Origin of the sequence: Nonomuraea rhodomycinica, assembly GCF_013363995.1 — a bacterium.
Lineage (GTDB): Bacteria > Actinomycetota > Actinomycetes > Streptosporangiales > Streptosporangiaceae > Nonomuraea > Nonomuraea rhodomycinica.
In genome coordinates, this window is sequence record NZ_JABWGO010000002.1 from 1042325 (window position 1) to 1053146 (window position 10822).

Sequence of the window (10822 nt, forward strand, 5' to 3'; positions counted from 1 at the left end):
CCTCCGCGGAAGCGCGCGGGCCTGGATCAGCCGCAGCGAGCGGCGCGGGCGCCCCTCGGCGGCGCCGGAGATCGGCGCAGGGGCCTCGGGTCAGCCGCTCGCCAGCGCGCCGACGATCGAGGCGCGGGCCGCGCGCCGCGCCGGCAGCACCGCCGCCAGCACCCCCGCCACCCCCGACAGCGCCACGAACAGCGCGACCTGCCCGTACGGCACCGCGTACACCGCCCCGTCGATCATGGCCCGTACGGCGGCCCAGCCGAACACCGCGCCCAGCACGACCCCGACCAGCGCCCCGATCAGCCCGAGCACCAGCGCCTCCACCGACAGCATCCGGCGCAGCTGCGGGCGCGTGAGGCCGAGGGCCCGCAGCAGCGCCGACTCCCGGGTCCGCTCGTGGACCGACAGCGACAGCGTGTTGGCGATGCCGAGCAGCGAGATGAGGATGGCCAGCCCCAGCAGCCCCGTGACGATCATCAGCAGCATGTCGAGGGTCTCGTCGAACTCGCCGCGCACCTCGGTGGAGCTGGACACCTTGACCGTCGGGTACGCCGCCGTCGCCGCGTCCACCACCGCCCGGGACCGCTCCGGCGCCACCCCGTCCCTGGCGTCGATCATCACCCGGGAGTCGGGCACCGCCCCGAAGTACCGGTCGAAGGCGCCCTCGGCCACGGTCAGCTCCGGCAGCGTCGACTCGGAGGCGTTCAGCAAGGCGACGACGGCGAGCCTGACCGGCCCGGCCCGCCCGGTGGCGACCGACAGCGAGTCGCCGACCCGGACGCCGAGCCGCCCGGCCACGTCGTCCGCGACCGCGACCTGCCCGTCGCCGAGACCGCGCGTCGAGCCAGCCGTCACGGGCGGCGCCATCGGCCCGCTGTACGTGCCCACCTCCAGGCGCCCCGCGCCGCCCTTCGGCCCGCTCACCTTCGCCTCGGCGAAGCGCACCTGCACCACGGAGGCCAGCTCCGGCCGCCGCCGCAGCTCCTCGCCGACCGAGCGGGGGATCGTGGAGTCGCGTTCCTGGGTGGCCACCACGTAGTCGATGGGGAACTGGTCGTCCAGCTTGGAGGTCAGCGTCACCCGGGTGGAGGCGGCGAGCACGGAGATGAGCGTCATCAGCGTCACGCCCACGGTCAGCGCGACCGTGGTGGTGGCCGCCCGCTTCGGGTTGCGGCCGGAGTTGTCCACGGCCAGCCGTCCCGGCACGCCGAACAGCCGGGCCGGGACCGCCCCGATGACCGCGCTGAGCGGCCTGACCAGCACGGGCCCGAGGATGAGCACGCCGAGGAACGTCACCGCGCCCCCGGCCATGACCACGATCAGCGACACCTGCTGCCCCGGCTCCAGCACCAGCGCGCCGACCCCGGCCAGGCCCAGGCCGGCCAGCAGGAACAGGCCCGCGGCGAGCACCCGGATCAGGCCGGTGCGGAACACCTGCTCCTCCACCTGCGTGCGCAGCGCCGCCACCGGCGCGACCCGCGTGGAGGCGCGGGCCGGCAGCACCGCCGAGCCGACCGTGACGAGCAGGCCGACGGCCAGCCCGACGGCGATGGTGCCCGGCGCCAGCCGCACGGAGGCGCCCGTCGGCAGCGGCGCCTCCAGGGCGCTCAGGACCGCGAGGGTCGCCGCGCCCAGCCCGTAGCCGGCGAGCAGCCCGAGCACCGACGACAGCAGCCCGATCACCGCCGACTCCAGCAGCACCGAGCCGAACACCTGGCCCCGCGTCGCGCCGATGCAGCGCAGCAGCGCCATCTCCCGGGTGCGCTGCGCGACCAGGATCGTGAACGTGTTGTAGATGACCAGCGCCGCCACCAGCATGGACACCAGCCCGAACATGAGCAGGCCCACGGTCAGCGCCTTCGTCTCGACGCCGGCCTGCCGGGCGAGCCGTTCCGCGAGCTGCTCGCCGGTGATCACCTCGCGGCCGGAGCCGCCCGCCACCGCGGCGACCGCGGTCCGCAGCCGCGCCGGGTCGGCGCCCGCGACGTCGATCTCGCGAAAGCCCTTCTCGCCCGTCATCCGCCGCGCCATGGCCGGGGTGAAGCCGACCACGCCGGTGTAGGCGAGCTGCTGGTCCACGCCCGGGTCGAGGAGGCCGACCAGGCGGAACGCCCGCTTGCGGCCCTGGGGGTCCAGCACGGTGATCGTGTCGCCGGTCTTCAGGCCCTGGGCCTTGGCGGTGTTCTCGTCGAGCACCGCCGCCTGGTCGTCGGAGCCCGGGCCCGTGCCCGAGACGATCACTGCGCGGTTCAGCGGCCCCGACGCGATCGACAGGGCAGTCGTCGGCGCGTTGCCGGCGGTCTTGCCGTCCTTGCCGATCAGCGGCGCCGGTCCGCGGACGACGCCCTGCGCGTCCGTGACGCCCGGCAGGGCCCGCACCTCGTCCAGCAGCGCCGCGGGCAGGCGGCCGTCCGGCCCCCCGGCCAGCACGGCCACACTGACCTTGCCGGCGTCGGCCGTGACCTTCTGCGCGAAGCCGGCCTCGATGGTGTCCGTCAGCACGAACGTGCCCGCGATGAACCCCACGCCCAGCGTGATCGCGAGGGACGTGAGCAGCAGCCTGAGCCGGTGCGCCCGCAGCCCGGCCAGCGTGGTCCTCAGCATCTCAGCCTTCCAGCTTCATCAGCGTGTCGAGCACCGACTGCGGGGTGGGCGCGGTCAGCTCGGTGACCAGCTCGCCGTCGCGCAGGAAGATCACCCGGTCGGCGTGCGCGGCGGCCACCGGGTCGTGCGTGACCATGACGATCGTCTGCCCGAGCTCCCGCACCGAGGCGCGCAGGAACGACAGCACCTCGGCGCCGCTGCGCGAGTCCAGGTTGCCGGTCGGCTCGTCCGCGAAGATCACCTGCGGCTTGCTGATGAGCGCCCGCGCCACGGCCACGCGCTGCTGCTGGCCGCCGGACAGCTCCGCCGGCCGGTGGCCGAGGCGGTCGCGCAGGCCGACGGTCTCCACGACCCGGTCGAACAGCACCTGGTCGGCCTGGCGGGCCGCGATCTCCAGCGGCAGCCGGATGTTCTGCTCGGCGGTCAGCGTCGGCAGCAGGTTGAACGCCTGGAACACGAAGCCGATCCGCTCGCGGCGCAGCAGCGTCAGCCGCTTGTCGCTGAGGCCGGTCAGCTCCACGTCGCCGACGCGCACGGTGCCCGAGGTGGCCGTGTCCAGCCCGGCCAGGCAGTGCATCAGCGTGGACTTGCCCGAGCCGGACGGGCCCATGATGGCCGTGAACGCGCCGGTCTCGAACGTCACGTCCACCTCGCGCAGGGCGTACACCTTCGCGTCGCCCTGGCCGTACACCTTGGTCAGGCCGCGCGCCTCCACGGCGGGGGCGGCCCGGCGCCGGCTGCCGGCCTCGGTCTCGGTGATGGTCACGTTCGCTCCTTCGAGGGTTGGGGAACGCGACTCACGCTATGAGGGAGATGTGTGGGAAAAATGGGCCCTGAGGAGGGATTTCGGATAAGCCGCCAGATGACGGCGGTCAACCATTCGGCCGATGGGACGGCACGACGAGCCCCGCCTCGTACGCGTACACGACCGCCTGCGCCCGGTCCCGGAGCCCCAGCTTGGCCAGCACCCGCCCCAGGTGCGTCTTCACGGTCGCCTCGGCCACCGCCAGCGCGGCGGCGATCTCCAGGTTAGACAGGCCGCGGGCCACCATCAGCAGCACCTCGCGCTCGCGCGGAGTCAGTCCCGCGTCGTCGGGCGGCGCCTGGTCCGGGAGGTTCGCGGCGAACCGGTCGAGCATGCGCCGCAGGGTGCTGGGCGCCATGACCGCGTCGCCGGCGTGCACGGCCCTGATCGCGTTGACCAGGTCGTCCGGCGGCACGTCCTTCAGCAGGAACCCCGACGCCCCGGCCTTCACGGCCGCGAACGCGTACTCGTCGAGGTCGAACGTCGTCAGGATGAGCACCTTGGGGCCGCGGATGCGGGCGGTCGCCTCGACGCCGTCCATGCCGGGCATGCGCACGTCCATGAGGACCACGTCCACGTCGGTGCCGCGCAGCGTCTCCAGCGCCTGCGCGCCGTCGCCCGCCTCGGCCACCACCTCGATGTCGGGCTGCGCCCCGAGCACCATCCTGAACCCGGCCCGCAGCAGCTGCTGGTCGTCCACCAGCATCACCCGGATGCGCGGGCCCCCGTCGCCGCTCATCAGGCGGCCCTTCCGGCGGGAACGGGCAGCCGGGCCAGCACCTCGAACCCGCCGCCCCGGCGCGGCTCGGCCGAGACCGCCCCGCCGTACATGCCGACCCGTTCGCGCATCCCGACCAGCCCGTGGCCGTCGTGGCTGCGCGGCGCCGCGGCGCCCCGCCCGTCGTCGGTCACCCGCACCACCAGCTCCGCCCGGCCGTACGTGAGCTCCACCAGCGCCCGCACGCCGGGCCCGCCGTGCTTGAGCGCGTTCGTCAGGGCCTCCTGGATGATGCGGTAGACGGCGAGCTGCTGGCCCTCCGGCAGGTCGCACGGCGGGCCGGTCACCCGCAGCCGCGCCGGCACGCCCGCGCCCCGCACCAGCTCCTCCAGCTGCGCCAGCCCCGGCTGAGGCGTGTAGTCGGTGCCGGCGGCGCCGTCCCCGCCCTCGTCCTCGCGGTCCGCGCGCAGCACGCCGACCAGCCGCCGCATCTCGGCCAGCGCGTCGCGGCCGGTGCGCGAGATGTTGCGCACGGCCTGGCGCACCTGCTCCGGGTCACGGTCGATCATGTAGCCGGCGCCGTCGGCCTGGACCACCATCACGCTGACGTTGTGCGCCACCACGTCGTGCAGCTCCCGGGCGATCCTCGCCCGCTCGGCCGTGGCCGCCAGCCGCGCCTGCTGGTCGCGCTCGCGCTCGGCCCGCTCGGCGCGTTCCTCCAGGCCCTCCAGGAAACGGCGGCGCGTGTTCGCGTACAGGCCGGTCAGCCAGGTGGTCACGACGAAGATGGAGCCGCTGAAGAACATGCTGAACGAGACCGCGTGCCAGTGCACCAGCACCAGGTACACGCCCAGCTCGGCGATCAGCCCGGCCGCCAGCGCCCACCGGAGCGCGCACCCGTAGGCCACCGACCACAGGGCCATCAGCACGGACAGGTTGGCCGGGACCGGGTCGAAGCCGAGCGCCCACTGCCCGAAGGAGACGAGCGACACGGCCGCGAACGTCTCCAGCGGCCTGCGCCGCTGCCACAGCAGCGGGACGATCAGCAGGGCCGACAGGATCACGTACTGCGCCAGGTGCAGCGGCGTGCCCGAGCTCACGACGGTGCCGGTCGCGTACGGCCGGGCGGTCACCAGCGCCAGCACCACGAGGGGCGCTCCCCGGAGGGCGTCCATCACCTTGGCATGGCGCTTGGACCATGCATGTACCCTGCCGAACACATCCATACGATATGTACGGCCTGCTGAGGCTGTGTCCGCCTGAAGGTGGAAGTCGGTGTACGACCCAGGTCTGACATCGTCCCGGTCTTACGCCTGCCTTACGGCTCCTTGGGCATAGTTGACCTTGGGAGCGCCCCCGACGGGGCAGTAAAGGGAGATCGTGATGGCGGATCATGATCGCGAAGTTGGGTCGCGCGGCGACGAGGAAGCGCCGCGCGACCCGGTCCCCGGGGCGCAGCCTCCCCCCTCCACCTCCTTACCGCAGCCTCCACCGGAGCACGCTCCTCCCGCGGGCGGGCCTTCCGAGGGTCGGACTTCGGAGGGCGGGACTTCGGAGGGTGGGACTTCTGAGCGCGGCCCCGCTGAACCCGGGCTTTCCGCGGGCGGGACTTCCGTGCGTGGGACTTCCGTGGGCGAGACTTCCGCGGCGGCGCACGCGAGCTCCGGCTGGAGCCCCTCGCCGCCATCTCCGCGCCCTCCTCGCCCGGACACCTCGTTCCGCGGCTTCCTGCGCCAGAAGCCGACCCAGATCATCGGCGCAGGCCTCATCGGCCTGATCGTCGGCGGCCTGCTGGGCGGCGCGGCCGTCGCGGTGGTCGTCGGCGTCACCCACCACGACCGGGCCGTCCCCTGGGGTCCCCGGTCCGGCTGGGACCCCTACCAGGAGTGGGAGCACCTGCCCCGCGCCTACCCGGACTGCCGCCCGGCGCCCGGCGGGACGTACTGCCGCTACGGCGCCCCGTACCCGCCGATGCCCCCTGTCGTCCCGGTGCCGTCCGTGGCCCCGGTGCCCACGGTCGTCCCGATGCCGCCGTCGTTCCCAGCCGTTCCGCCCACCCCGACCCTTCCGGGCACGGGGATACCTACCCCGACCCCGACGCGTACGGGGTGACAGACGTGACCCGGAGGAGGTCTCCGGGATGAGATGTAGGGCCGGTGGGATTCGAACCCACACTTACAGCCACCTAAAGACTGCGCCTCTGCCATTGGGCTACGACCCCTTGGTCGCCTTTCCCCGGCCGGCGTAATTGTCGGTCTGGGAATGGCAATTCGGGCAGAGGAAGCGCAGATTCTCCAGCCGGTTGCCGAGCCAATTCCCGTTCATGTGGTCGACATGGAGCGTAAGCGGCTTTCCCTGCCACGTCCCGTCAATCCTACAGGCTGCGCACGCGTAGGGAACCCCGGCTTCCCGTAGTGCCCGGCGCAGTGTCGGCGCCTTCTCGCGTATCGACTCCGGGGGCGCAACGCGAGAATCCGCCCATGCGGCCTCGCGCTGTGGGAGCGCTGCCCCGGCCGTGGGCCTGGCCGACGAAGTGTGAAGTGTCGATGCCGTGGTGCCTGAGGCGGCGGCTGATGCGCGCATGGCTGCCGCCGGTCCACTTGACGCCGAGAAGCCGCTGCCGCCTCCTCCAGCATCTCGCGCGTGTACTCGATATAGGCCGCCATGGACCGAGCATAGGAAACGGCGCGACATTTCCCGGGGTCCATACGCCCTGCGGCATTTGTCACACTGTTTCAGTATGTCGCCGAGATGAAGCCGATCTTGCTGCGTGACGGCGACGGCGCGGGCCCCGGGAAAGGGCCCGCGGGCCGGGATGGTCAGGCGAGGCCGAGCTTCTTCTTCAGGGACGCGACGTGCCCCGTGGCCTTCACGTTGTAGAGCGCCTGCTCGATCTTTCCGTCGGCGTCGATGACGAAGGTCGAGCGGATGACGCCGACGACCTCCTTGCCGTACAGCTTCTTGGTGCCGTACGCGCCGTACGCCTGGTGGACCTCCAGGTCCGGGTCGGACAGCAGCGGGAACGTCAGCGCGTCGCGCTCCACGAACTTGTCCAGCTTGGCGGGCTTGTCCTTGGACACGCCGAGGACGGCGAATCCTTCGGCGGTGAGCTGCGCGAGGTTGTCGCGGAAGTCGCACGCCTGCTTGGTGCAGCCCGGCGTCATGGCGGCCGGGTAGAAGTAGAGGATCACGCGCTTGCCGCGGAAATCGCCCAGGGAGACGGTGTTTCCGCCCGCTGCGGGTAGCGTGAACTCGGGCGCGGCGTCGCCGGGCGCGAGCTTGGTTTCGGTCATGGGTCCTCCTGAGTACGTCCAGCAAAACCTACCGGGCCGGCATGCCGTCCGCCCGCTGTGCCGTACCCGGTAACGACCTGACAGACTGATCGCGACCAGAGCCGACGCGCTCGTGCGTGCCGCGGAGCGGCCACGCCGGACGGGCGCGGCCGACATGAGCGTGGGGAGAGACATGGCAGACACCGATCCCGACGAGCTGGAGCGCCGGATCGCTCGGACCCGGGCGGAGCTGGCGCAGACGGTCGACGCCATCGCCGACCGCGTGAGCCCCAAGCGGGTGAAGGAGCGTACGGTCGCCGACATGAAGGCGCGGGCCGGGTACTTCGTCGCGTCCGTGGGCGACGCGCTGGGCGTGACGCGGCGGCCGGCGCTGGGGGACGACCCGGAGCGGTCGTGGGACGACGAGCCGCCCGAGCTGGGGCCCGTGCTGATCGGGGTGGGAGCCGTGCTGGTGCTGGGCGCCGCGGTCATGCTCTGGAAGCGCCGCCGCCGCTGAGCCGCCGTCTCGCCTGGATCGTTCGTCCGCTGCCGGGGCGCGACTCCCCGGCAGCGGCGTGGTGGCGGCCCGAGCGGCCCGAGCGGCCCGAGGTCAGAGGAAGGTCCTGCCCTCGCCGCGGTACGTCGGGACCGTGCCGACGAGCTCGTCACCCTCGATGAGGTGCAGCGCCGCGAAGCGCTCGCACATCTCGCCCGCCTTGGCGTGCCGGAACCACACCCGGTCGCCCACCCGCAGGTCCTCGGCCGCCTCGCCGAGCAGCGGCGTCTGCACCTCTCCGGCCCCCTCGTCGGGCGCGTAGCGCAGCCCGGGCGGCAGGTACGGCTGGGGAAGACGGCTGAGGCCGGGAGCGCCGGAGGCGACGTAGCCGCCGCCGAGGACCGTCACCGTGCCCGGCGCCGGGCGGCGGACCACGGGCAGCGCGAAGAGCGCCGCCGGACGCCCGGCGAAGGACCGGTAGAAGTCGAACAGGCGCGGGTGGAAGAACCCGGAGCCGGCCGCGACCTCGGTGACGGCCTTCTCGCGCACGGTCCGCTCGACGGAGCCGGTGCCGCCGCCGTTGACGAAGTCCAGGTCGCAGAGCCGGCGTACGGCGTTGACGACGCGCCCGCGCCGCGTGATGAGCTCGCGGGCCGAGCGCTGCTGCATGAGGCGGATGGCGCGGGTCATCGCGGGGCTGCCGGGCGGGTCGTCGCCGACGCCGGCGATCTGCGCCTCGTACGCCATGAGGCCGGCCAGCCGGAACCCCGGCCGTTTGGCGATCTCGGCGGCCAGGTCGGCGGCCTGCTCGGGCTCGCGCACCGAGGAGCGCAACGCCCCCGCCCGGAATTTCCCGCCGAAGGCGACAAAGCCTGCGTCCATGTCCAGACATATCCGGATCTCGCAGCGGGCGTGGACGTCCGCCACGGCGTCGTCCACGTAGTCCAGGTGCTCGACCGAGTCCACGGTCACCGTGATCTCCCGCGCCAGACGCGGATCGCCGGCCAGCTCGGCGAGCGCCGCCCGGTCCGCCGTCGGGTACGCCACCAGGACGTCGGTGAACCCGGAGCGCGCCAGCCACAGCGCCTCCGGCAGGGTGAAGGCCATCAGGCCGCGGAAGCCGTCCATGGCCATGATGCGTTCGAGCACGGGCCGGCAGCGGATCGACTTGGTCGCCACCCGGATCGGCTTGCCGCCCGCGCGCCGCACGAGGTCGGCGGCGTTGGCCCGCATGGCGTCGAGATCGAGGATGGCGAACGGGGGGTCCAGCGTCTCGGTGGCACGATCGTATCGGGAGCGGGCGTCCATATCAGCAGCGTAACCGTATATCGGGCAATTGAACATGAGGACAATTCATGTTGCTGGGGTAGTCGTAATGATCGGGCAAACCGGCGGCGAGGGGATGATCCATCCGATGCCCGGCCCGTGTACCTGTGGTCGGTGTGATGAGCAGTCTCCAGCAGCTCCTGCCCGGCGTCGTCCTGGAGGCGCAGGACAGTCCGCTCCGCCGTTCCACCCGGGCGCTGAAACCGGCGCGCACCCCGGCCGGGACGGTCGTCGCGCTGACGCTCACCGCCTGCCTCGGCCTGTCGGCCGCCGAGATCGTCGCGGCGCTGGTGGGCAAGCCGCTCGGCTGGGTGCCGCTGGACCGCCTGATCGACCTGGCCGGCCGGCACTCCTGGAACGAGCTGCGCGCCGGGGCGGCGTGGACCGTCGCGGCGGGCGCCGGCCTGCTGCTGCTGGCCGCGATGCCCGGACGCTGCCGCCTGGTGCCGGTCGAGACCTCCGATCCCGGCATCGTCATCGGCATCACCCGGATCGGCCTGCGCCGCACCCTGCGCGCGGTCGCCCAGGAGGTCGAGGGCGTGTCCAGGGCCCGCGTACGGCTGCGCAAGCGCACCATCGAGGTCACCGTGACGACGGCCGCGGAGAGCACGGGCGCGATGCTCCGGCAGGTGGGCGCCGCCGTGGGGGACCGGCTCGCGGGCGTGGGCACGCTCGGCACGGGCGAGGTCGTGGTCCGGCTGCGCAGAAGGAGGCGCTGGTGAGCCCGGCACGGGACGCGGCGCGGACGGTAGGGGCGGCACGGCCGAAGGTTTCGGCGCGGACGGTCGGGAGGGGCGGACGGTGAGGCAGTACGCCGGCAACCGGGTCGGGCTGGCCGTCGTGGGCGCGGTGCTGCTGCTCGTCGGCGCGTACGTGTGGCTGCGCGCGGACGACCGGCTCGGCGGGCTGTCGCCGCGGGCCAAGGTGCTGCCCGAGCAGACCGCGCGGCTGATCGCCGAGCAGCAGTGGCCGCTGTGGGCCGCGGCCCTCGGGCTGATGCTCCTCGGCCTGGTCGCGCTGCGGTGGCTGCTGCTCTGCCTCGGCTGGGGCCGTCAGGGCGTGCGCTCGGGCACGGGCACGGCCATGCTGTGCGTGGGCCTCAAGGACGTGGACGGGCTGAGCCGTACGGGGGTGCGCGTCGTGGGCGACGGCGACCACCTGCGCATCGCCATCACCTGCGCCCCGTCGGCCGACGTGGGCGCGATGGTCGGCAAGCTGGACAAGGAGATCGTGGGCCGCATCCGCCGCGAACTGCGCGACGACGACACCGGTACGGTCGTCCGCATCCACGTCCGCCGCTGACACGCCGCCTGAAGCGCCGCTTGAAGCGCCGCCTGAAGCGCCGCCGCCCGTGGCGCGCCGCCGGAGCGCCACGCGGACGGACGTGTCAGCACTCGATGACGTTGACGGCCAGGCCGCCGCGCGAGGTCTCCTTGTACTTGTCCAGCATGTCGGCGCCGGTCTGGCGCATGGTCTTGATGGCCTTGTCCAGGGCGACGAAGTGGCGGCCGTCGCCGCGCAGCGCGATCCGGGCCGCGGTGATCGCCTTGATCGAGGCCACCGCGTTGCGCTCGATGCACGGGATCTGCACCAGCCCGCCGATC

Annotated in this window: 11 protein-coding genes and 1 tRNA gene; 4 read left to right on the forward strand and 8 right to left on the reverse strand. The window is 73.2% G+C overall.

Going from position 1 to position 10822, the window contains the following annotated elements; all coding sequences use genetic code 11:
* Nucleotides 1–90: 90 nt before the first annotated feature.
* From HT134_RS15710 to HT134_RS15725, 4 genes are all read right to left on the reverse strand, one after another.
* Entirely contained in the window at nucleotides 91–2601 is a 2511-nt protein-coding gene (locus HT134_RS15710) for an ABC transporter permease (RefSeq protein WP_175601057.1), read from the reverse strand.
* Nucleotide 2602: 1 nt separating this feature from the next.
* Complete coding sequence (locus tag HT134_RS15715; RefSeq protein ID WP_175601058.1) at nucleotides 2603–3367, reverse strand: ABC transporter ATP-binding protein; 765 nt, start codon at nucleotides 3365–3367, stop codon at nucleotides 2603–2605.
* Nucleotides 3368–3473: 106 nt separating this feature from the next.
* Nucleotides 3474–4145 (reverse strand): response regulator transcription factor, encoded by a 672-nt coding sequence (locus tag HT134_RS15720; RefSeq protein ID WP_246364398.1) that lies wholly within the window; start codon nucleotides 4143–4145, stop codon nucleotides 3474–3476.
* Complete coding sequence (locus tag HT134_RS15725) at nucleotides 4145–5350, reverse strand: sensor histidine kinase (RefSeq protein ID WP_446685758.1); 1206 nt, start codon at nucleotides 5348–5350, stop codon at nucleotides 4145–4147. Before HT134_RS15725 ends, HT134_RS15720 begins: the two co-directional genes overlap by 1 nt.
* 403 nt (nucleotides 5351–5753) lie before the next feature.
* On the opposite strand from HT134_RS15725, the gene HT134_RS15730 reads away from it, so the two are divergent.
* Nucleotides 5754–6236 (forward strand): hypothetical protein, encoded by a 483-nt coding sequence (locus HT134_RS15730; RefSeq protein WP_175601060.1) that lies wholly within the window; start codon nucleotides 5754–5756, stop codon nucleotides 6234–6236.
* Nucleotides 6237–6272: 36 nt separating this feature from the next.
* Here the strand turns inward: HT134_RS15730 and HT134_RS15735 are convergent.
* A tRNA-Leu gene (locus tag HT134_RS15735) sits at nucleotides 6273–6345 on the reverse strand.
* Between the two features lie 598 nt (nucleotides 6346–6943).
* The gene (bcp, locus tag HT134_RS15740) at nucleotides 6944–7417 is read right to left on the reverse strand and encodes a thioredoxin-dependent thiol peroxidase (RefSeq protein WP_175601061.1); all 474 of its coding nucleotides are present in this window, start codon (nucleotides 7415–7417) and stop codon (nucleotides 6944–6946) included.
* 172 nt (nucleotides 7418–7589) lie between these two features.
* Between bcp and HT134_RS15745 the strand changes: the two genes are divergently transcribed.
* Nucleotides 7590–7913 (forward strand): DUF3618 domain-containing protein, encoded by a 324-nt coding sequence (locus HT134_RS15745; protein ID WP_175601062.1) that lies wholly within the window; start codon nucleotides 7590–7592, stop codon nucleotides 7911–7913.
* A gap of 93 nt (nucleotides 7914–8006) precedes the next feature.
* Here the strand turns inward: HT134_RS15745 and HT134_RS15750 are convergent, their stop codons facing one another.
* The gene (locus HT134_RS15750) at nucleotides 8007–9200 is read right to left on the reverse strand and encodes an amino acid deaminase/aldolase (protein ID WP_175601063.1); all 1194 of its coding nucleotides are present in this window, start codon (nucleotides 9198–9200) and stop codon (nucleotides 8007–8009) included.
* A gap of 137 nt (nucleotides 9201–9337) precedes the next feature.
* On the opposite strand from HT134_RS15750, the gene HT134_RS15755 reads away from it, so the two are divergent.
* Both HT134_RS15755 and HT134_RS15760 read left to right on the forward strand, forming a co-directional pair.
* Nucleotides 9338–9940: a DUF6286 domain-containing protein gene (locus HT134_RS15755; RefSeq protein WP_175601064.1), complete on the forward strand. Its 603-nt coding sequence runs from the start codon at nucleotides 9338–9340 to the stop codon at nucleotides 9938–9940.
* A 79-nt stretch (nucleotides 9941–10019) separates the two neighbouring features.
* Entirely contained in the window at nucleotides 10020–10520 is a 501-nt protein-coding gene (locus HT134_RS15760) for a hypothetical protein (RefSeq protein ID WP_175601065.1), read from the forward strand.
* Between the two features lie 85 nt (nucleotides 10521–10605).
* Here the strand turns inward: HT134_RS15760 and HT134_RS15765 are convergent.
* Nucleotides 10606–10822: L-serine ammonia-lyase, iron-sulfur-dependent, subunit alpha (locus tag HT134_RS15765; protein WP_175593990.1), on the reverse strand; the 217-nt coding region annotated here is incomplete at its 5' end.